This is a genomic window from Nocardioides sp. SYSU D00065 (assembly GCF_017916425.1).
In the GTDB taxonomy this organism is placed as follows: Bacteria; Actinomycetota; Actinomycetes; order Propionibacteriales; family Nocardioidaceae; genus Nocardioides.
Genome location: NZ_JAFMSX010000001.1, coordinates 66,651 through 86,748, shown reverse-complemented (window position 1 = coordinate 86,748; position 20,098 = coordinate 66,651). Strand labels below are relative to the sequence as shown.

The following is a 20,098-nucleotide window of genomic DNA, read 5'->3' as shown; positions in this document are numbered from 1 at the left end:
TACCGCCCGGTAGTACGGTGCGGCCATGACTGCCGAGGACCTCGCCGCCGTCGGACTCCGCCTCGACCTCGACAGCCCCGTCGCCACGGTCACGCTGGACCGACCGCAGGTGCGCAACGCGCAGACGCCCGCCATGTGGCTGGCCCTCGCCGACATCGGAGCGACGCTGCCCGACGACGTACGCGTGGTCGTGCTGACTGGGGAGGGGCCGAGCTTCTCCGCCGGTCTCGACCGGGCCATGCTCGACCCCGCCACCCGAGGCGAGGAGAGCGTGATCGGCCTGTTGGCGCTCAGCGACGAGGACGCGTCGGCCCGCGTCGAGCAGTTCCAGCGCGGCTTCACCTGGCTGCGCGACCCCCGGTTCGTGTCGATCGCCAAGGTCCGCGGCCACGCCGTCGGCGCCGGCTTCCAGCTCGCCCTCGCCTGCGACCTGCGGGTGGTCGCCGACGACGCGCAGCTCTCCATGAAGGAGTCCGCCCTGGGGCTGGTGCCCGACCTCACCGGCACCAAGCCGCTGGTCGAGCTCGTCGGCTACGCCCGGGCGCTGGAGATCTGCGCGACCGCTCGCGTCGTACCCGCCGACGAGGCGGTGCGGATCGGGCTGGCGACCACGGCGGTGCCCGCGGACGACCTCGACGGCGCCGTCGCCGACCTCGTGGCGGCCCTCCTCGCGCCGATGCCCGGCGTCGTCGCCGAGACGAAGGCCCTCCTGCAGGGCGCGAGCGACCGCGACCTCGACGACCAGCGGCGCCTGGAGCGGGAGGCGCAGGTACGGCGCTTCCGCGCGCTCGCCGCGGCCCTGGGCTGACCGCGCCGGGCTGACCGCGCGGGGCTGACCGCGCGGGGCTGACCGCGCCGGGCTGATCCAGCGGGGAACAATGCCCGCTGCCCGGGAGTTCACGCTGATGAGCGGACGGAGGAGCGCGCATGTCGATGGGGCCCGGATCTGGTGGTCCGCCGTGGCGGTACCTGCGCAGCGACCGGAGCGTCGTCGACAACAAGATCGAGCGCCGCACCGTGCGCCGGGTGCTGTCCTTCGCGCGACCGCACCGCAGGCTGATCGCCGCCTTCCTGGCGATCACGGTGGTCGATGCCGCGCTGGTGGTCGTGCCGCCGCTGCTGCTCAAGGCGATCATCGACGACGGCGTCCGCGCCGGCGACACCTCGCTGGTGGTGTGGCTGGCGGCCCTGGTCGCCGTCGTGGCGGTGGTCGACGCCGCCTTCGGCCTGGTCACGGGCTGGCTGTCCAGCCGCATCGGCGAGGGCCTGATCTACGACCTGCGCACCCGCGTCTTCGCCCACGTGCAGCGACAGTCCCTGGCGTTCTTCACCCGCACCCAGACCGGGGCGCTGGTCAGCCGGCTCAACAACGACGTCATCGGCGCCCAGCGGGCCTTCACCTCCACCCTGCAGGGCACCGTCTCCAACATCATCGCGGCCGTGGTGGTCGGGGTGACGATGCTCTTCCTCAGCTGGCCGGTGACCGTGCTGTGCCTGGCGCTGTTCCCGATCCTGCTGCTGGCCTCGCGCCTGGTCGGCAACCGCCTGGCCGACCTGTCGCGCCAGCAGATGGACGGCAACGCCGACCTCGGCAACGCCATGACCGAGCGCTTCAACGTCGGCGGGGCGATGCTGCTCAAGCTCTTCGGCCGCCGCGAGTCCGAGGACGTCGCCTACGCGCGCAAGGCGGCCGTGGTGCGCGACCTGGGCGTGCGCATCTCGTTGCTGACCCGCATCTTCTTCGCCGCCATGACGCTCGTGCCGTCGCTGGCCACCGCCCTCGTCTACGGCATCGGCGGCTGGCTGGCGATCCGCGGCGACCTCTCCGTCGGCACCATCGTCGCCCTCGGCGTGCTGCTCACCCGACTCCTCGGTCCGCTTCAGGGGCTGTCCAACGTCCGCATCGACGTGATGACCGCGCTGGTGAGCTTCGACCGCGTCTTCGAGGTGCTCGACCTGCCGTCGCTGATCCAGGAGAAGCCCGACGCCGTCGAGCTGCCGCGCACCGCGTCCCGGCTCGAGTTCGACCACGTCGCGTTCACCTACCCGCGCGCCGACCAGATCTCGCTCGCGTCGCTGGAGACCGTGGCGCGCACCGAGTCGCGCGAGACCGGCCAGGTGCTGCACGACGTCACCTTCACCGCCGAGCCGGGCCAGATGGTGGCGCTCGTCGGTCACTCCGGCGCGGGCAAGACGACCGTGACGCACCTCGTCGCCCGGCTCTACGACGTCGAGGCCGGCGCCGTACGGGTGGGCGGCCACGACGTCCGCGACGTGACGCTCGAGTCGCTCGAGGACGTTGTCGGCTACGTCACCCAGGACGCGCACATGTTCCACGACACCATCCGCGCCAACCTGCTCTACGCCCGGCCCGACGCGACGGAGGCCGAGGTCTGGGCCGCGCTCGAGGCGGCGCAGATCGCCGGACTGGTACGCGCGCTGCCCGACGGGCTCGACACCGTGGTCGGCGACCGCGGCTACCGCCTCAGCGGCGGCGAGCGCCAGCGCCTCGCGATCGCGCGGCTGCTGCTCAAGGCGCCGTCGATCGTGGTGCTCGACGAGGCCACGGCGCACCTCGACAGCGAGTCCGAGGCAGCCGTCCAGCGCGCGCTCGACGCGGCGCTGGAGGGACGTACGTCCCTGGTCATCGCCCACCGGCTCTCGACGGTGCGCAACGCCGACCTGATCCTCGTCCTCGACGACGGCCGGGTCGTCGAGCAGGGCACGCATGCCGAGCTGCTCGCCGCCGGCGGGCTCTACGCGACCCTCCACGCGACGCAGTTCCGCGAGGAGTCGGCCGTCGGCGCGTCCGGCTGAGCGCGTCTCGGCGGCCCGTCGCGCGCCGCTAGGCTCGGGGACATGGACCTGCAGCTGACCGACCGCGTCTACCTCGTGACCGGAGGGGCGCGCGGACTGGGGCGGGCCACCGCCGAGGCCCTCGTCGCCGAGGGCGCCCGGGTGGTGCTGTCCGGCCGATCCGCGCCGTCACTCGACGACGCCGTGGCGACCCTCAACGACGCCGCGCAGCGCGACGCGGCGGTGTCCGTCGTCGCCGACAACGCCGACCGCGACGCGCCCGCCCGCCTGCTCGCGGCCGCCGAGGAGGCGTGGGGCCGTGTCGACGGTGCGCTTATCAGCGTCGGCGGCCCCCCGAAGGGGCCGGTCGGCGCCATCACCGACGAGCAGTGGAGCGCCGCGTTCGAGTCGGTGTTCCTCGGAGCCGTACGCCTCGCGCGCGAGGTCGGCGCGGCGCTGCCGGACGGCGGCGCGCTGGGGCTCGTGCTCTCCTCCAGCGTACGCGCGCCGCTGCCCGAGATGGCGATCTCCAACGGGCTGCGCCCCGGGCTGGCGATGGTCGCCAAGACCCTGGCCGACGAGCTCGGGCCGCGCGGCGTGAGGGTCAACGGCCTGCTGCCGGGCCGCATCGCCACCGAGCGGGTGGCCGAGCTCGACGCGTCGACCGGTGACCCGGAGGCGGCACGCGAGGCGGCCGAGGCGACGATCCCCCTGGGTCGCTACGGCGAGCCGGAGGAGTTCGGCACCGTGGCCGCGTTCCTCCTCTCGCCTGCCGCGTCATTCCTGACGGGCGTGATGCTTCCGGTCGACGGCGGGCTGCTCCGCGCGCTGTGACTGCGGACCGCGGGTCTTGCCCCAGGGGCCGCGGCCGCCGCGCCACTCGTCGTAGATGAGGTAGAGGAAGCCGAAGATGGCCAGGGCGCCGAAGAACCACCACTGCAGGCCGTAGAAGAAGTGCGGCCCCTCGTTCAGTTCCGGCATCTCCACCGGCTCGAGGGGCGTCGCCGGTGCCGGGGACTCCGAGCGCAGGTCGATCCAGCCGCCGAGCACCTCGCGGCCGAGCGCCTCGCCGATGCGCTCGCTGTTCACCGCCCGGGTGGACCCGTCGGTGACCGCGGTGCTGTCGCCCTCGGCGTCGCGGCGCACCCAGCCGGTGACGGTGACCTCGCCCGCCGGTGGCTCGGGCACGTCCTCGCTCGTGGCGCCGCGGTTGTCGGTCGCGAACCAGCCGCGGTCGACCAGCACGGTGGAACCGTCGCTGAGGTCCAGCGGCACCACGACGTCGACGCCGGCAGCGCCGTCGCGGGTGCGGTACCGCACGATCACGGTGTCGTCGACCGCATAGGTGCCTCGCGCCTCGACGATGCGCCACTCGTCGGTCTCCGCGACGGTCTTGCCGGGCGCCATCACCTCGGCGACGGGATCGGCGCCGGCCTTCTCGTTGCGCTGGATGATCTCGTTGCGCTCGCGGCGGTCCTCGAGCCGGTGGAACTGCCACTCGCCGAGGCGCCACGCGACCCATGCGAGGAAGACGACGACGAGCGCGAAGGCGATCCAGCGCCGCGAGACCAGGAACCGCAGCTTGTGCACTCGCTGAGGCTATCCGGCGCATCCTGAGCCGCGGACGGGTGGTGACGACGGTTCGCCCGTAGACTCGAGACGTGACGACACCTCTGGCAGACCGCTTCGGCCGCGTGGCCACGGACCTGCGTGTGTCGCTCACCGACCGGTGCAACCTGCGGTGCAACTACTGCATGCCTGCCGAGGGGCTGGACTGGCTGCCCACCGAGCAGACGCTGAGCGACGACGAGGTCGTCCGGCTCGTCACCATCGGTGTGGAACGGCTCGGCATCGCCGAGGTGCGGTTCACGGGCGGGGAGCCGCTGCTGCGCCGCGGGCTCGTCGACATCGTCGCGCGCACCCACGCGCTCGGCGTGGAGACGTCGCTCACCACCAACGCGCTCGGCCTGACGCGCACCGCACACGCCCTGGCCGAGGCCGGTCTCGACCGGATCAACGCCAGCATCGACAGCGTGCGGCCCGAGACGTTCGCGACGATCACCCGTCGCGACCGGCTCCAAGACGTCGTGGCCGGGCTCGAGGCGGCGAAGGCGGCCGGCCTGGGGCCGATCAAGCTCAACGCGGTGCTGCTGCGCGGCACCAACGACGACCAGGCCGCCGAGCTGCTGCGGTGGAGCATCGCCCAGGGCTACGAGCTGCGCTTCATCGAGCAGATGCCGCTCGACGCCCAGCACGGGTGGAGCCGTGCCGCGATGGTCACCGCCGACGAGATCCACGAGGCGCTGAGCGCCGAGTTCACCCTGACGCCGCACGGGGCTCCCCGCGGGAGCGCCCCGGCTGAGCTGTTCGACGTCGACGGGGGACCCGCGACGGTCGGCATCATCGCCTCGGTCACCCGCCCGTTCTGCGGGGACTGCGACCGGGTGCGGCTCACTGCCGACGGTCAGGTGCGCAACTGCCTGTTCGCCCGCGAGGAGTCCGACCTCCGCACGGCGCTGCGCAGTGGCGCGAGCGACCAGGAGATCGCCGAGCGGTGGGTCGTCGCGATGCTCGGCAAGCGGGCCGGTCACGGGATCGACGACGTGACGTTCCTCCAGCCCGACCGGCCGATGTCCGCGATCGGCGGCTGACGCCGGCTAGTCGCGCAGAGCATCGGTGACGAGCCGCACGAGCCGGGTCGCCGACGGCAGGTCGCCCAGCGCGTCGACCGGCACCGGCAGGGGCAGCCGCCAGTTGTGCCGCTCGACCGTCCCCGGCACGTTGGGACGGCGCTCCTCGAGCACCGCGTCCTCGAGCGACAGCGACAGCAGGAGCGAGGGCGCGCGCGACAGCTCGGCGTACGCGGCGTCCACCGCCTCCTCGGGCGTGGCGTCGGGCGACAGGCCGGAGCGGACCAGCTTGGCCACGAGGTCGTCGCGGCCGGCGCGGACGTCGTCCTCCGGCATCCCGGTCGTGGCGAGCTGGTCGGCGGCATCCGAGCCGGTCCACAGCCCGGCCACCGTGGGCAGGTCGTGGGTGGTGACCGTGGCGAGCGCCTCGACCGGCCACTCGGCGGGGTCGTCCTCCTCGAACCACAGCACCTTGTAGGACAGGATCGCCCGGCTGCTGAGCGCCTCCGGGACACCCGGCTCGACGGTCCCGAGGTCCTCGCCGACGACCACGGCCTGGGCTCGGTGCGACTCGAGGGCGACGATGTCGAGCAGGTCGTCGCTCGGGTAGCGGACGTAGGCGCCCTCGGTGGCGCCGGCACCCTCGGGGATCCACCACAGTCGGAACAGGCCCATCACGTGGTCGATGCGCAGGCCGCCGGCGCCGGAGATGGTGCTGCGCACAGACTGGATGAACGGCTCGTAGTCGGCCAGGCGCAGGCGCCACGGCACCATCGGCGGCGAGCCCCAGTCCTGTCCGAGGGTGTTGAGAGCGTCGGGCGGCGCGCCGACGGTGACGCCCTGCGCCAGCCCCTCCTGCCACGCCCACGCGTCCGCGCCGCCGCCGGACACCCCGATGGGAAGGTCCTGGATGACGGTGAGGTCGCCGGTCGCCGCGCGGAGCTGCTCGTCGAGCTGCCACTGCAGCCAGGCGTGGAAGCCCACCCGCTGAGCGTGATCACGACGGAAGGACTCGACGTCCTCGCCATCGGGGCGGCGCAGGGCGGGCGGCCACGTGTGCCAGTCCGGACCGTGCTCCTCGGCCAGCGCGGACCACGTCGCGAACTCCTCCAGCCCCGGTCCCCGCTCGGCGCGCCACGCCTCGAAGGCGGGGTCGCCGCCGCTCGACCGGCGGTCGTAGGACCGCCGGAGGGCGGCCAGCTTGAGCTCCCAGACGGGGTCCCGGTCCACGAGCCCGGACGCGTTCGCACGCGCCACCGCGTCCGGGTCGGCGTCGCCCTCCGCGAAGCCCGCCACCTCGGGGACGTGCAGGTAGACGGGGTTGCGGAAGCGGCGCGTGGCCGGAAGATAGGGGCTCGTCTCGAGCGGGACCGTGGGCGCGACCGCGTGGAGCGGGTTGACCAGCAAGAAGCCGCCGCCCTCGCGCTCGGTCCACTCGCGCAGGGTGCGCAGGTCGGCCAGGTCGCCGATGCCCCAGCTCGACGCGGACCGCGCGCCGTACAGCTGGACGGCCCAGCCCCACGTGCGCTGCTGGGGCAGCCAGCACCGTCCGGGTGAGACCACGAGCAGGCGGTCGTTGCCGTCGGCGTCGTGCAGGCGGTGGTAGCCGAGCGGCATGTCGTCGGGCAGCACGCCGTCGATCCGGCGCTCGGTGCCGTCCTCGCAGACGACCGTCACCGGGCCGGTCCCGAGGTCGCGGCCGGGCCGGGAGACGATCGGGGCGCGCCGCTCGAGGTCGTCGGGCGCCTCGCCGATCACCTCGCGCAGGCGCGCGACCGTGTCCTCGGAGACCCGCTGGGGCACGTCATCGGCGTCGACCCAGTCGCGCTGGATGCCCCAGGCGTCGGTCGTGCTGCGGTAGTCGGTGTTCACCATGCGCCCCAGTTCCCCGCGCGCGCCGATCTAGCCGCCCTGCTCGACGTCGGCGGCCGGGTCGTGCGGAACGACGTCCCTCAGGAAGCCGCGCGCGGCCAAGAAGTCCGACAGGGAGCCCCGGTGCTCGTCGCACGCCAGCCAGGTCTTGCGCCGCTCCGGAGTGTGGATCTTCGGGTTGTTCCACTGCAGCGCCCACGCCGCGTCGGCCTGGCAGCCCTTGGCGGAGCAGGTGTCGCGATCGGGGCCCACGGTCCTCACGCCTCCGGACGGGTCGGACGGTCAGGGGAAAGAGCAGGTGCCGGACAGCCACGGGGGGAAGCTGTCCGGCACCTGGTGGCCAGCACAGACGGGGGATGCCGCGCTGGCGTCAGCGATCATGGCACGGCGGTCGATGAAATCCAAACCATCACCGCGCGAGGTGACGCCGATCTTTTCAGCGGTCCTCCGGGTCAGGAGCCGCGAGTTCGTGGATGCCAGGGTTCGCCGGCAGCGTGAATCCGTCGTCTCGCTGGTCGCCGGCGTTGGCCATCACCACCGCGAAGAGCGGCAGGAAGACGGCCGCCGCGACCAGCGTCCATCGCAGGACCCCGGGGCCGACGGCGACCGCGGCGACGAAGCAGACCAGGCGGATGCTCATCGACCAGGCGTAGCGCCGCTGGCGAGATCGCATGTCGTCGGCGGCGCTGCTGCGAGCCGTCGTGATCCGTACGGCTTCGGGCTTGGCCATGCCTCGAGTCTACGTCGCTAGGCTCGCAATCCCACGCCCGCGACGACCGGGCGGCCAGGCCGCAGGAGGCACCCATGACCGACCGCACGTACCGCGTCACCGAGATCGTCGGGACCTCGCCCGACGGGGTCGACCAGGCCATCCGCAACGGGATCCGGCGCGCCGGCCAGACCCTGCGACACATCGACTGGTTCGAGGTCACCCAGATCCGTGGTCACGCCAAGGACGGCGAGGTCGAGCACTTCCAGGTGGGGATGAAGGTCGGCTTCCGGCTCGAGGACGAGTGAGCCGTCCGGAGGTCGTCGGGCCGAGCCGGTTCGGCGTACCCCGCGGTAAGCACTAGCGTCGTCGACCGTGAGCGAGATTCCCAGCACCCCCGGCCCGGCCCCTCGATCGGTGCTCGTCACCGGTGGCAACCGCGGCATCGGCCGCGCCATCGCGGAGGCGTTCTTGGCGCAGGGCGACAAGGTCGCCGTCACCACCCGCAGCGGGGGAGCACCTGACGGCGCGCTCGACGTGCGGTGCGACATCACCGACCCCGACGCCGTCGAGGCCGCCTTCGCCCAGGTCGAGCAGGCGCACGGTCCCGTCGAGGTGCTGGTCGCCAACGCCGGCATCACCAAGGACACCTTGCTGCTGCGGATGAGCGAGGACGACTGGGCCTCGGTGATCGACACCAACCTCACCGGCACCTTCCGGCTCACCAAGCGAGCCGCCAAGGGCATGCTCCGTCTGCGGCGCGGCCGGATCATCCTCATCTCCTCGGTGGTCGGGCTGCTCGGCTCGGCCGGCCAGGTCAACTACGCCGCGTCCAAGGCCGGTCTGGTGGGGATGGCCCGCTCGCTCGCCCGTGAGCTCGGCAGCCGCTCGATCACCACCAACGTCGTGGCGCCCGGCTTCGTCGAGACCGACATGACCGACGTGCTCAGCGACGAGCAGAAGGCCGCGATCAAGGCGCAGGTGCCGCTCGGGCGCTACGCCTCGACGAGCGAGGTGGCCTCGGCCGTGACCTGGCTGGCCTCCGACGGCGCCGCGTACGTCACCGGCGCCGTGATCCCCGTCGACGGTGGCCTCGGCATGGGCCACTGACGGCGCTTCCACCCCGGCGCCCGAGCCCCGGCGCGACTCACCAGCACCACCCGCGAACACCACCCCTGGAGGGACACAGACATGGGAATCCTCGACGGCAAGCGCATCCTCGTCGCAGGCGTGACGATGGACAGCTCGATCGGCTTCGCGACGGCCAAGGTCGCCCAGGAGCAGGGCGCGACGGTGCTGATCTCGAACTTCGGCCGGGCACTCGGCATCACCCGGCGCATCGCCAAGCGGCTCCCGCAGGAGCCGCCGGTCCTCGAGCTCGACGTCACCGACGAGGACCACCTCGCCGGGCTCGCCGACCAGGTGCGCGAGCACGTCGACGGCCTCGACGGAGTCGTGCACTCCATCGCCTACGGCAATCCCGAGACGCTGCTCGGCGGGAAGTTCCTGGACGGTCCCTGGGACGACGTCGCCCAGGCCGTGCAGGTCTCCGCCTACTCGCTGAAGTCCCTCGCTGTCGCCACCCGCCCGCTGATGTCGCGCGGCGGCTCGATCGTCGGTCTCACCTTCGACGCCACCACCGCGTGGCCGGCGTACGACTGGATGGGCGTGGCGAAGGCCGCGCTGGAGAACACCTCGCGCTACCTGGCCCGCGACCTCGGCCCCGACGGCATCCGCTGCAACCTGGTCTCGGCCGGCCCGCTCAAGACGCTGGCGGCCAAGGCGATCCCCGGCTTCGAGGACCTCGAGTCGGCGTGGAAGGACCGCGCTCCGCTCGGATGGGACGAGGCGGACCACGTGCCCACCGCGCAGGGGGTGTGCGCGCTGCTGAGCGACTTCTTCCCGGCCACCACCGGTGAGATCGTCCACGTGGACGGCGGCTTCCACGCGATGGGCCTGTAGCGGCGAGGCGACCGGCGGTCTCCCGCCTGCCCGTTCTGGCACGGCTGGCCCGCGGGGCATGACAGGCGGGCCAGCGGCTGGAAGGGTGGAGCAATGCAGCAGTCATCGAGCGACGATCCACGAACGCTGGTGGTCGTGCGGCACGCCCGGGCGGAGCCGGTGGCTCCGAGCGACCACGAGCGCGCTCTCGCTCCTCGCGGCCGCGCCGACGCCGAGGAGGCAGGTCGCTGGCTGCGCGGGCAGGGCGTCGAGCCCGATGCGGCGCTCGTCTCGGACGCGCTGCGCGCCGTGCAGACCTGGGAGCAGCTCGCGACGGGCGCCGGCTGGGAGTGCCCGGTCGACTACTCGGCCGCCCTCTACGCCGCCGGGGACGACTCGGCGTTCGACCTGATCCGCGAGACCGACCCCGCGGTCGGGTGCCTGGTCGTCGTGGGGCACAACCCGACCGTGGCCTCCGTCGCCGAGCTGGTCGACGACGGTGAGGGGGACACGGAGGCGACCACCGCGATGCTGACCCGCGGCTTCGCGACGGCCGCTGTCGCGGTGTTCGCCGTCGCCGTCCCGTGGAGCGAGCTGGAGCCGGGGACGGGCCGGCTCCTGGCGTTCCACGTCGGGGAGGCATGACCGGACCGCAGCCCCCGTCGATTCCGGGGACCCCGGCCACTCCGGACGTCGTCGCCCGGCTGCGCGCGGCGGGATGCGTGTGGGCGGAGGACGAGGCAGCGCTGCTGCGCGAGGCCGCGGCGTCCGGCACCGAGCTGGAGGAGCTGGTCGCGCGGCGCGTCGCGGGCGAGCCGCTGGAGCTCGTGCTCGGGTGGGCGGCGTTCCTCGGGCGCCGGCTGGCGGTCGTGCCGGGCGTGTTCGTCCCTCGGCGACGCACCGAGCTGCTCGCCCGTACGACGCTCGCGCACGTCGCGGCACGCAGCCGACCCGGTGCTGGGGCACCGGTCGTCGTGGTGGAGATGTGCTGCGGCGTCGCGCCGGTCGCGGGCGTCCTCGGCGGACCCGACCACCGCGGGGTCGAGGTGCACGCAGCAGACGTCAGCTCTGCGGCGCTCGAGTGCGCGAGGCGCAACGCGCCGCACGCCACGCTCCATCGCGGTGACCTCTTCGCGGCGCTGCCGCGCGACCTGCGGGGCAGGATCGGCGTGCTCGCGGCCAACGCGCCCTACGTGCCGTCCGATCGGATCGCGGTGATGCCGCCCGAGGCGCGCGAGCACGAGCCGCCGGCCGCGCTCGACGGGGGCCCGGACGGCGTCGACCTCCACCGGCGCCTCGCCGCCGGCGCGACCGCATGGCTGGCGCCCGGCGGATCGCTCCTCGTCGAGACGAGCCCCGCGCAGGCCGAGCTCACCACCGATGCCATGAGCGCCGCCGGGCTCGAGACCCACGTGGTGACGGAGCCCGAGATCGGCGGCTGCGTCGCCGTGGGGGTGCGCGCCGCCGACGTGGTCAGTCGCGGACCGGGGGAGCCGGGGTGACGATCCCGGCCTCGGCGTCGGCGTCCTCGATCTCCTCGCGCGAGATGCCGAGCAGGTAGAGCACGGTGTCGAGGTAGGGCACGTTGACGGAGGTGTGGGCGGCGTCGCGCACCATCGGCTTGGCGTTGTAGGCGATGCCGAGGCCCGCGGCGTTGAGCATGTCGAGGTCGTTGGCGCCGTCGCCGATCGCGATCACCGCGTCGAGCGGCAATCCGACCTCGGCCGCGAACTCGCGCAGCGCCGCCGCCTTGCCGGCCCGGTCGACCACCTCGCCCACGATGCGGCCGGTGAGCCGCCCGTCGACGATCTCGAGCTCGTTGGCGCGCGCGAAGTGGATGCCGAGGTCGGCGGCGAGACGGTCGGTGACCTGCGTGAAGCCGCCGGAGACGATCGCGAAGCGGTAGCCCAGCCGTCGCAGCGTCCGCACCATGGTGCGCGCGCCCGGCGCCAGGACGATGGAGTCGTAGACCTCGTCGAGGGCGCTCGCCGGCACGCCCTCCAGCAGGGCCACGCGCTCGCGCAACGACTCCTCGAAGTCCAGCTCGCCGCGCATCGCAGCCTCGGTCACCCGGGCGACCTCGGCCTCCTGGCCCGCGTGGGCGGCGATCATCTCGATGACCTCGCCCTGGATCAGCGTGGAGTCGACGTCCATCACGATCAGGCGCACGCCGCGCCGGTGCAGCGACTCGCGCTGGACGGCGAGGTCGATGCCGATCCGGGCCGCCTCGGCGGCCAGCAGCGGCCGGAGGGTCTCTGCCGGCGCACCCGAGACGTGCAGCTCGATCGCCGTCACCGGGTAGCGCGCCATCCGCTCGATCCGGTCGATGTTGGCGCCGCAGTCGGCGATGCGGCCGGCCACCGCGGCAACGGCCGACGCCTTCAGGGGACTGCCGATGAGGGTGATGTGGGACCGCGCCCCGCGCGGTGCCCGGTTGTCGCCGGCACCCCGCTGGACCTCCACCGTCATGTCGAGCCCGGCCGCGGTGTGCTCGATGGTGTCGCGCAGCCGCTTCCAGTCGCGGGGAGCCGTGACCAGGATGCCGAGCAGGAGGCGCCGACGGAGCACGATCTGCTCGATGTCGAGGACCTCGACACCGGCCGCGGCGAGCACGTCGAACATCGCGGAGGTGACGCCCGGCCGGTCCTTGCCCGTGAGGGTGACCAGGAGCGTCTTCGGCTCGTCTTCCATGGTGGGACGAAGGCTAGTCCCGGTGCGGCGGTCGCGGTCGCTCGGTCCGCGGACCGGGCGCTGTCGGTGCCGCTCCCAGCGCCCTCCCAGCGTTCCGGCTCACCGCTCGGGCCACACCTCGGGCGAGCACGCAGCGACCACCGCCCGGCGGGCGGCCCGCCCGAGCGGCTGCAGCAGGCCGCGGCGGCGCTCCGCCTCGTACGACGACAGCGCACCGCCGTCGTCGGCGAGCGCCAGGTCGACGATCGCCCACGCCTGCAGCCCGCGCGAGGCCAGGTCGACGCACCGCGCCGGGGTGCCCAGCGGTGCGTCCAGGTGCGGGCGGTGGTGCAGGTCCATCAGGGCGTCGGCGACCTCGGGACGCCAGCGGGCGACGTCGAGGTCGGCGAGGTCGCCGGCCGCGTGCAGCAGCGCCTCGCGCAGCCCCCGGTCCGCCTCGCCCACGTCGGGCAGCTGGCGTCGCGACGCCGCCAGGACCCGCCACTGCACCGTCTCGCCCGCCTCCTCGGGCACCAGCCCGAGGTCGCCCACCACCACCGCTTGGCCGGCGTCGAGGGCGGCGGCGTTGAACTCGCTCGGACCGCCGAGCCCCAGCGGGTCGCCCTCGACCGGCAGAGCCAGTCCGGCGTACGACGCGCCGGTGGCCCGCGATCGCGCGAGCAGGTCCAACGCCGAGCCGCCGGCGAGGAGGTGCGTGTCGGCGGCGAGAGCGTCCAGCACGTGGTCGGTCTGCTCGTGGCCGCGCAGCCACGCGGTGAGCCACCACGCCAGGGTCGCTGCGTGCGGCAGCGCGAGCCCGGCGCCGGGAGTGGAGGAGGACATCGATGGCGAGGCTACCCGCGCCCGGCGGAGGGTCGAGCCGGGACCGCGTACGTCAGCGCCGCTGGATAGGGTGAGCCGCATGGCCGCCGTTCTGGAGCTCGCAGGGGTCACGGTCCGCCGTGGTCGCTCCCTGCTGCTCGACGACGTCAGCTGGCTCGTCGAGGAGGACGAGCGCTGGGTCGTCCTCGGTCCCAACGGCGCCGGCAAGACGACGCTGCTCCAGGTCGCCGCAGCCCAGCTGCATCCCACGTCCGGCGTCGCGGGGATCCTGGGAGAGGTGCTGGGCACCACCGACGTCTTCGACCTCCGCCCGCGCATCGGGCTCACCAGCGCTGCCCTCGCCGACCGCATCCCCCGCACCGAGCACGTCAGGGACGTCGTGGTCTCGGCGTCCTACGGGGTCCTGGGTCGCTGGCGCGAGGAGTACGCCGACCTCGACCACGACCGCGCCGCGGCCCTGCTGGCCGAGGTCGGGGCCGCCCACCTGGCCGACCGCACCTTCGGCACGCTGAGCGAGGGCGAGCGCAAGCGGGTGCAGATCGCCCGGGCGCTGATGACCGACCCCGAGCTGCTGCTCCTCGACGAGCCCGCCGCCGGGCTCGACCTCGGCGGGCGGGAGGATCTCGTCGCGACCCTGTCCGAGCTCGCCCTCGACCCCGACTCGCCGGCCACCGTCTTGGTGTCGCACCACGTCGAGGAGATCCCGCCCGGCTTCACCCACGCTCTCCTGCTGCGCGAGGGCCGGGTGGTCGACGCCGGGCCGGTGGAGGACGTCGTGACCGAGCAGACCCTGTCGGAGACCTTCGGCATGCCCCTGCTGCTGAGCCGGGCCGACGACCGGTTCGCCGCGCGCCGCCGTCCCGCCCGGCCAGTGCTCGGGCACTGACTCGATAGGGTCGGCCCATGGACTGGATCCGCGACCACCTCTGGGAGACCTGGCTGGCGCTGTCGATCGTGCTCGGCGTGGCGGAGATGTTCAGCCTGGACCTGATCCTCGCGATGCTGGCCGCCGGTGCGGTCATCGGCATGGTCACGGCGCTGCTCGGCCTGCCGATCTTCGTCCAGGTGCTCGCCGCGCTCGCCACGTCGGTGGCGATGCTGGCCTTCGTCCGTCCCGCCTTCGTCAAGCGCCTGCACAGCGGACCGGATCTCGCGCTCGGTCACGGCAAGCTCGTCGGCACCCGCGCGCTGGTGACCGAGGAGATCACCGGGCTGGCACCCGGGAGGATCAAGGCAGGCGGCGAGGTCTGGTCGGCCCTGCCCTACGACGAGCACGTGCGGATCGCGCCCGGCGAGACGGTCGAGATCCTGCAGATCAAGGGCGCCACGGCCTACGTCCACCCGGTCGGCACCCTCGAGGCCTGAGCGCGCCGCGCCGCCGACCGTCCGGCTCGCACGCGCGAGCCATCTGAGCCACTTCCACAGCCACACACAAGATCGGGGGAGACCGTATGCCGACCGCATTGCTGGTCCTGTTCCTGCTCGTCGTCCTGTTCGTCGTCGTGATGCTCGCCAAGACGGTCCGGATCGTGCCCCAGGCACGCGCCGCGGTCGTCGAGCGCTTCGGCAAGTACAAGCAGACGCTGCCCGCGGGACTCAACATCGTCGTGCCGTTCATCGACAAGGTGCGCTACCTCATCGACCTGCGCGAGCAGGTCGTGAGCTTTCCGCCCCAGCCGGTGATCACCGAGGACAACCTGGTGGTGTCGATCGACACCGTCATCTACTTCCAGGTCACCGACCCGGTCGCCGCGACGTACGAGATCGCGAATTACATCCAGGCCGTCGAGCAGCTCACGATGACCACGCTGCGCAACATCGTCGGCGGCATGGACCTGGAGCAGACGCTGACCTCCCGCGAGGAGATCAACAACGGTCTGCGCGGGGTGCTCGACGAGGCCACCGGCAAGTGGGGCATCCGCGTCAACCGGGTGGAGATCAAGGGGATCGACCCGCCGCCGTCCATCAAGGACGCGATGGAGAAGCAGATGCGCGCCGACCGCGACAAGCGCGCCCTCATCCTCAGCGCCGAGGGCCAGCGGCAGTCGGCGATCCTCACCGCCGAGGGCAACAAGCAGTCGCAGATCCTCAACGCCGAGGGTGACCGCGAGTCGCAGATCCTGCGTGCCCAAGCCGAGCGCGAGGCCGCGATCCTGCGGGCCCAGGGTGAGGGCCAGGCCATCCAGACGGTCTTCCAGGCCATCCACGACGGTCAGCCCGACCAGTCGCTGCTGGCCTACCAGTACCTCCAGATGATGCCCAAGATCGCCGAGGGCGACGCCAACAAGGTCTGGGTGATCCCCTCGGAGATCACCAAGGCCCTCGAGGGCCTCGGCTCCTCCATCCACGAGGTGGCCGGCATTCCGCGCGACGCCACGCCCCGCAAGCGCGTGGACATGGGGCCCACCGAGCCGCAGATGCCGCGTGGCTCGGACGACCCGGAGGCGCAGGCCACCAGCGAGGCCGTGCAGCAGGCGATCGCCGCGGCGGAGAGCGCGGCCAACCCGGGCAGGACGGCCCGCTCGGTCGACCCGGCGGCCACGGCGACCGACGTGGGCGCCTCGGCCGGCACTGCCGGCTCCAGCGGCGCGGCCGGCACTGGCGACCCGTCGACGCCGGAGGCACCTGCCGGCTCGTGAGTCCGATCGAAGCGGTGCTGGTCGCCCTCGCAGGAGTGGCGGCCGGCACCATCAACACGGTGGTGGGGTCGGGAACGTTGATCACGTTCCCGACCCTGCTGGCGTTCGGCGTGCCACCGGTCACCGCCAACGTGAGCAACACGGTGGGTCTGGTCCCCGGCAGCATGTCCGGCGTCTTCGGCTACCGGCGCGAGCTGGCCGGCCAGCGCGCCCGCGTCCTACGGCTGGGCTCGGCCTCGCTGCTCGGCGGGATCGTCGGCGCCCTCCTCCTGCTCTGGCTGCCGTCCTCGGCCTTCGACGCGATCGTGCCGGTGCTGATCGCGCTCGGTGTCGTGCTGGTGGTCGTCGGACCGCGGGTCCAGCGCGCCGTCGCCGCCCGGGCCGAGTCGCGCGGCGGCATCCCCGACCACGGGGTCTGGTGGGTGTGGCCCGCGGTGGCGGTCACCGGCGTGTACGGCGGCTACTTCGGCGCCGCCCAGGGGGTGCTGCTGATGGCGGTCCTCGGGATCGGCGTGGCCGACTCGATGCAGCGGCACACGGCGACGAAGAACGTCCTCGCCCTGCTCGTCAACGCCGTCGCCGCCCTCGTCTTCATCGCGGTCGCTGACATCGACTGGGTGGTCGCCGGCCTCATCGCGCTCGGCTCGGTGGTGGGGGGCCAGATCGGCGCCGGCGTCGGGCGGCGTCTCCCGCCCGCCCTGCTACGCGCCGTGATCGCCCTCGTCGGGATCACCGCGCTGGTCGTGCTGCTCGTCTGAGCCGGTCGGCTCGACCCAGGCGGTGAGCCAGCGATCCAGCACGGCGTAGGCGCGCGCCCGGGCGGCGGGTCGCGACAGCACGACGTCGTGCATCGCTCCCTCCACGGCGACCGAGGTGACGTGCCGGCCCACCGAGGAGGCCCAGCGCCGGATCTGCTCGACGTCGAGGACGATGTCGTTGGTCGCGGCCGTCTCGGTGGTCTGCTCGCCGAAGTGCGAGCGCGCCGAGGACAGCACGAGCGTGGGGCATGCCAGGTCGAGGCCGGCGTGCAGCTGAGCGTGGCCGCGCCGCACCGCTCGCAGCCAGCCGACGTACACCGGTCGCGACTCGAGGGGCTTCCAGCGCAGGTCGTAGTCCCACTCGCCGTCGTGCTCGCGGTGCAGCGAGCGGCCGTAGACGCCGCTGATCTTGCGCGGGATCGCCTGCAGCGGTCGCCGGGTGCCGAGGCGCTCGAGCGCGACCCGGGTGGCCGGGCTCCGCAGCCACGCCGCGCCCTGCATGTCGAACCACGGCGAGTTGAGGACCAGCGCGACCAGCTCGGCGGGTCGGCGCTCGTGCGCCCACAGCGGCACGGTGAGCCCACCGGTGGAGTGGCCCGACGCGATGACCTGCCGGTGGCCGTCGCGCTCGGTGATGCGCCACCAGGCCAGATCGATCTCGGCGAAGTACTCGCGCAGGTCGGCCACGTAGTTCGGCGTCTGGTGGTCGCGCAGGGAGCGGCCGTACTTGCGCAGGTCGAGGGCGTAGAACGTGTAGCCGCGGTCGGCCCACCACCGGGCGTACTCGGTGTGGAAGAAGTAGTCGGCGAATCCGTGGACGTGCAGGACCGCGCGACCGCGAGGCCGGTCCGGCTCGAGGCTGACCAGCGTCGCGACCACCGCCCCCTCGTCGTCCGGAGGGAGCGAGAACGTCTCCACGCGGTAGTCAGGCCCGAGGATGTCGGCCTGCAGCGGGACGGAGGACATGGCGCGACCCTATCCAGCGACGCGTGCGGGGCCGCGCGAACACCACGAGTAACAGAATTCCCATTAGGCCTCGGCGGCCACGCCCGGAGACCTACGCTTTCGCAGTGTCGAACGCGTTGGGGACGGTGCTGCGAGGGTTGTCGGCGTACGTCCAGCAACGTGTGGACGGCTGGCGAACCGGATCGCGCGGCAGCCAGGCCTTCCTGCTGACGGTGCTGCTGTCGCTGGTCGCCGTCTCGGTCGCCCTCGGTGCCCTGGCGGGCGCCGTGCTGCCGGTGGCGCTCTGGTTCCTCTTCCTCATGCTGGGGCTCATGCTGCTGCGGTTCGTACCGCTGCTGGTGCTCGCGGTGGTGTTGTGCGCCGTCGCGGTGTGGACCTCCCTCGACGCCGACTTCGCCGGCGCGAACCGCTACAGCGCCCTGGTGATCTTCGGGCTCGCGGCCCTGCTGGCGATCTACCAGGCCAGTCGGCAGCGATCCGGACTGCCGATGGCGCTCAGCGAGGCCGTGCTGACCCAGCTGCGCGACCGGCTGCAGCGACAAGGCGTCGTGCCGCAGCTGCCCAGCGGCTGGCGCACCGAGTCGGCGACCATCACCGCCAACGGTCCCAGCTATGCCGGCGACTTCCTGGTCGCCGACCTGCGGGAGGGTCGCTGGCTGGAGATGGCGCTGGTCGACGTGTGCGGCAAGGGGACCTCCGTCGGGCCGCAGGCGCTGCAGTTCGCCGGTGCCCTGGGCGGCCTCATCGGCGCGCTGCCGCCGGCCGAGCTGATGGCGGCGGCCAACCACTTCCTCCTGCGGCAGGAGTCAGACGAGTCGCTGGCGACCGCGGTCCACATCAAGGTCGACCTCGTCACCGGCGACTACACCATCACCAGCGCCGGGCATCCGCCCGCGCTGCACTGGCACCTCGGTCAGCGGGGGTGGAACGTCGACAACGCCCGCGGCATGGCGCTGGGTGTGATCGACGACGCAGAGTTCACGCCGAGCAAGGGGCGGTTGCGCCCCGGCGAGGCGCTGATGTTCTACACCGACGGGGTCATCGAGACCACCGACCGCGACCTCGACGACGGGATCGACTGGCTGCGCGGGGTCGCGCTGCAGGCGGTCGACGCGCGGGGGTTCACCGGCATGGCCAGGCGCGTGCTCAAGCAGGTGCCGCGCGGCGACGACGACCGTGCGCTGCTGCTACTGGAGCGTCAGGCGCTGACGACGCCCGAGCGCGACGCCGAGCGGCTGGGCCGGCTCGGCGGCTGACCGCCCGCGCCCCGCCGCTCAGGCGCCCCGGGAGTAGAGGTCCCGGATGACGTCCTCGATGGCAGGCTCCTGGATGGACAGGTCTGCGACGTCGTACGCCGACGCCACCGCCGCGACGATCGGCGCAGCGCTGGCGTCGCTGGGGAACGACAGCCACTGTCGCGGCCCCTCGATCCTGCGGACGGTCGCGCCCGGCACGTCGATCGGCGCCGCCTCGTCGACCAGGTCCACCACGAGCGTGCGGGTGGACCCGCCGCGGGCGTGCAGTCCTCCCAGCGAGCCGTCGTAGACGGCCGTGCCGCGGTCGATCACGATCACCCGGTCGCACAGCGCCTCGATGTCCTGCAGGTCGTGGGTGGTGAGCAGCAAGGTGGTGCCGCGCTCGCCGTTGAGCGCCCGCAGGAACTCGCGCAGCCGGCTCTTGCTGACCACGTCCAGACCGATGGTGGGCTCGTCGAGGTAGAGCACCTCAGGGTCGTGCAGCAGCGCGGCGGCGATGTCGCCCCGCATCCGCTGGCCCAGGCTGAGCTGGCGCACGGGCGTGTCGAGGCGGTCGCCGAGGTCGAGCAGCTCGACGAAGCGGTCGAGGTTCGCCCGGTAGCGCTGCGGCGGGATGCGGTACATCTTCTGGAGCAGGTCGAAGGAGTCGCGCAGCGGCAGGTCCCACCACAGCGTGGACCGCTGCCCGAAGACGACGCCGATGCGCCGCGCGAGCTCGACCCGGTCCCTGCTGGGGTCCAGGCCGCCGACGCGCACGTGCCCGCCGGTGGGCACCAGGATCCCGGTCAGCATCTTGATGGTCGTGGACTTCCCGGCCCCGTTGGGACCGATGTAGCCGACCATCTCGCCGGCCGCCACCTCGAAGGACAGGTCGCGGACGGCCACGACGGACTCGCGGACGCGACGCCGCCGGCCCTCGACCCGACGCCGCACGTCGAAGGTGCGCTCGAGGTCCACCACCTCGATCAGCGCAGCCGGCCCGTGCGGGGCCGGTCCCTGGGCGGTCGGTGTCACGGTG

The 20,098-nt window shown here is 73.1% G+C and carries 22 protein-coding genes; 14 read left to right on the top strand and 8 right to left on the bottom strand.

What is annotated here, in order from left to right:
- The first annotated feature begins 25 nt into the window (after positions 1–25).
- The 3 genes from J3P41_RS00465 (at position 26) to J3P41_RS00455 (ending at position 3,630) form a co-directional block, all read left to right on the top strand.
- A complete protein-coding gene (locus J3P41_RS00465; protein ID WP_210443259.1) occupies positions 26–808 on the top strand; it encodes an enoyl-CoA hydratase/isomerase family protein in 783 nt (260 codons plus the stop codon).
- 119 nt (positions 809–927) lie between these two features.
- Positions 928–2,817 (top strand): ABC transporter ATP-binding protein, encoded by a 1,890-nt coding sequence (locus J3P41_RS00460; protein ID WP_210443258.1) that lies wholly within the window; start codon positions 928–930, stop codon positions 2,815–2,817.
- A gap of 42 nt (positions 2,818–2,859) precedes the next feature.
- Positions 2,860–3,630 (top strand): SDR family oxidoreductase, encoded by a 771-nt coding sequence (locus tag J3P41_RS00455; protein ID WP_210443257.1) that lies wholly within the window; start codon positions 2,860–2,862, stop codon positions 3,628–3,630.
- On the opposite strand, the gene J3P41_RS00450 is transcribed toward J3P41_RS00455, so the two are convergent.
- Positions 3,574–4,386 (bottom strand): SURF1 family protein, encoded by an 813-nt coding sequence (locus J3P41_RS00450; RefSeq protein WP_210443256.1) that lies wholly within the window; start codon positions 4,384–4,386, stop codon positions 3,574–3,576. The two genes, J3P41_RS00455 and J3P41_RS00450, sit on opposite strands and share 57 nt — an antisense overlap.
- Before the next feature lie 71 nt (positions 4,387–4,457).
- Between J3P41_RS00450 and moaA the strand changes: the two genes are divergently transcribed.
- Positions 4,458–5,447: a GTP 3',8-cyclase MoaA gene (gene moaA, locus J3P41_RS00445; protein ID WP_210443255.1), complete on the top strand. Its 990-nt coding sequence runs from the start codon at positions 4,458–4,460 to the stop codon at positions 5,445–5,447.
- A gap of 6 nt (positions 5,448–5,453) precedes the next feature.
- On the opposite strand, the gene malQ is transcribed toward moaA, so the two are convergent.
- From malQ to J3P41_RS00430, 3 genes are all read right to left on the bottom strand, one after another.
- A complete protein-coding gene (malQ, locus tag J3P41_RS00440) occupies positions 5,454–7,301 on the bottom strand; it encodes a 4-alpha-glucanotransferase (RefSeq protein ID WP_210443254.1) in 1,848 nt (615 codons plus the stop codon).
- A gap of 27 nt (positions 7,302–7,328) precedes the next feature.
- Positions 7,329–7,550 (bottom strand): hypothetical protein, encoded by a 222-nt coding sequence (locus J3P41_RS00435; protein ID WP_210443253.1) that lies wholly within the window; start codon positions 7,548–7,550, stop codon positions 7,329–7,331.
- 184 nt (positions 7,551–7,734) lie between these two features.
- On the bottom strand, positions 7,735–8,028 hold the full coding sequence (locus J3P41_RS00430) for a DUF3099 domain-containing protein (protein ID WP_210443252.1): 294 nt from the start codon (positions 8,026–8,028) through the stop codon (positions 7,735–7,737).
- 74 nt (positions 8,029–8,102) lie between these two features.
- Here J3P41_RS00430 and J3P41_RS00425 point away from each other — a divergent pair, with 74 nt between their 5' ends.
- The 5 genes from J3P41_RS00425 to J3P41_RS00405 all read left to right on the top strand — a co-directional run bounded on the left by J3P41_RS00425 (position 8,103) and on the right by J3P41_RS00405 (position 11,450).
- On the top strand, positions 8,103–8,315 hold the full coding sequence (locus J3P41_RS00425; RefSeq protein ID WP_210443251.1) for a dodecin: 213 nt from the start codon (positions 8,103–8,105) through the stop codon (positions 8,313–8,315).
- A 76-nt stretch (positions 8,316–8,391) separates the two neighbouring features.
- Positions 8,392–9,117 (top strand): 3-oxoacyl-[acyl-carrier-protein] reductase, encoded by a 726-nt coding sequence (fabG, locus tag J3P41_RS00420; RefSeq protein WP_210649658.1) that lies wholly within the window; start codon positions 8,392–8,394, stop codon positions 9,115–9,117.
- An 81-nt stretch (positions 9,118–9,198) separates the two neighbouring features.
- Complete coding sequence (fabI, locus tag J3P41_RS00415; protein ID WP_210443250.1) at positions 9,199–9,969, top strand: enoyl-ACP reductase FabI; 771 nt, start codon at positions 9,199–9,201, stop codon at positions 9,967–9,969.
- A 93-nt stretch (positions 9,970–10,062) separates the two neighbouring features.
- The gene (locus J3P41_RS00410) at positions 10,063–10,593 is read left to right on the top strand and encodes a histidine phosphatase family protein (RefSeq protein WP_210443249.1); all 531 of its coding nucleotides are present in this window, start codon (positions 10,063–10,065) and stop codon (positions 10,591–10,593) included.
- Positions 10,590–11,450, top strand: a complete 861-nt coding sequence (locus J3P41_RS00405; RefSeq protein WP_210443248.1) for a putative protein N(5)-glutamine methyltransferase — start codon at positions 10,590–10,592, stop codon at positions 11,448–11,450. Before J3P41_RS00410 ends, J3P41_RS00405 begins: the two co-directional genes overlap by 4 nt.
- Here J3P41_RS00405 and serB read toward each other — a convergent pair.
- Entirely contained in the window at positions 11,422–12,639 is a 1,218-nt protein-coding gene (serB, locus tag J3P41_RS00400) for a phosphoserine phosphatase SerB (protein ID WP_210443247.1), read from the bottom strand. The two genes, J3P41_RS00405 and serB, sit on opposite strands and share 29 nt — an antisense overlap.
- Positions 12,640–12,738: 99 nt before the next feature.
- Positions 12,739–13,461, bottom strand: coding sequence for a hypothetical protein (locus tag J3P41_RS00395; protein ID WP_210443246.1), 723 nt, complete (start codon positions 13,459–13,461; stop codon positions 12,739–12,741).
- A gap of 79 nt (positions 13,462–13,540) precedes the next feature.
- On the opposite strand from J3P41_RS00395, the gene J3P41_RS00390 reads away from it, so the two are divergent.
- From J3P41_RS00390 to J3P41_RS00375, 4 genes are all read left to right on the top strand, one after another.
- Positions 13,541–14,347 (top strand): ABC transporter ATP-binding protein, encoded by an 807-nt coding sequence (locus tag J3P41_RS00390; RefSeq protein ID WP_210443245.1) that lies wholly within the window; start codon positions 13,541–13,543, stop codon positions 14,345–14,347.
- A 17-nt stretch (positions 14,348–14,364) separates the two neighbouring features.
- On the top strand, positions 14,365–14,826 hold the full coding sequence (locus J3P41_RS00385) for an NfeD family protein (protein WP_210443243.1): 462 nt from the start codon (positions 14,365–14,367) through the stop codon (positions 14,824–14,826).
- A gap of 86 nt (positions 14,827–14,912) precedes the next feature.
- Complete coding sequence (locus J3P41_RS00380) at positions 14,913–16,100, top strand: SPFH domain-containing protein (protein WP_210443240.1); 1,188 nt, start codon at positions 14,913–14,915, stop codon at positions 16,098–16,100.
- The gene (locus J3P41_RS00375; protein WP_210443238.1) at positions 16,097–16,858 is read left to right on the top strand and encodes a sulfite exporter TauE/SafE family protein; all 762 of its coding nucleotides are present in this window, start codon (positions 16,097–16,099) and stop codon (positions 16,856–16,858) included. The genes J3P41_RS00380 and J3P41_RS00375 overlap by 4 nt, the downstream gene beginning before the upstream one ends.
- Here the strand turns inward: J3P41_RS00375 and J3P41_RS00370 are convergent.
- Entirely contained in the window at positions 16,802–17,824 is a 1,023-nt protein-coding gene (locus J3P41_RS00370) for an alpha/beta hydrolase (protein WP_246861410.1), read from the bottom strand. The two genes, J3P41_RS00375 and J3P41_RS00370, sit on opposite strands and share 57 nt — an antisense overlap.
- Before the next feature lie 104 nt (positions 17,825–17,928).
- On the opposite strand from J3P41_RS00370, the gene J3P41_RS19085 reads away from it, so the two are divergent.
- Positions 17,929–19,080 (top strand): PP2C family protein-serine/threonine phosphatase, encoded by a 1,152-nt coding sequence (locus J3P41_RS19085; RefSeq protein ID WP_210443236.1) that lies wholly within the window; start codon positions 17,929–17,931, stop codon positions 19,078–19,080.
- A gap of 18 nt (positions 19,081–19,098) precedes the next feature.
- Here the strand turns inward: J3P41_RS19085 and J3P41_RS00360 are convergent, their stop codons facing one another.
- The gene (locus tag J3P41_RS00360; protein WP_210443234.1) at positions 19,099–20,094 is read right to left on the bottom strand and encodes an ATP-binding cassette domain-containing protein; all 996 of its coding nucleotides are present in this window, start codon (positions 20,092–20,094) and stop codon (positions 19,099–19,101) included.
- Between the last annotated feature and the right edge of the window lie 4 nt (positions 20,095–20,098).